Genomic DNA, 206 nt, shown 5'->3' on the forward strand with positions numbered 1-206 from the left:
GCAATCATCACGTTCTCAGCACCCATCAGCTCCTCAAACTGTGGAATATACGAAGACGGAAGACCAACGCCGTACCCCACCACCACAGGAAACTCTTCATAGATATACCCACGAAGATCAGAGTAGTGATATACCATGTGTTCAATCAGCTGAAGCATGAACTCAGCCCCATACCCCTGATGCAAATCCGGATGGGTAGAGAAGAT

General features: G+C 48.1%; 1 pseudogene. It reads right to left on the bottom strand.

The window, feature by feature from the left end:
• Window positions 1–206: pseudogene (locus HMPREF2554_RS04065) on the bottom strand (hypothetical protein); the annotation flags it as partial.

This window comes from Rothia sp. HMSC071F11 (assembly GCF_001809115.1).
Taxonomy (GTDB): Bacteria; Actinomycetota; Actinomycetes; order Actinomycetales; family Micrococcaceae; genus Rothia; species Rothia dentocariosa.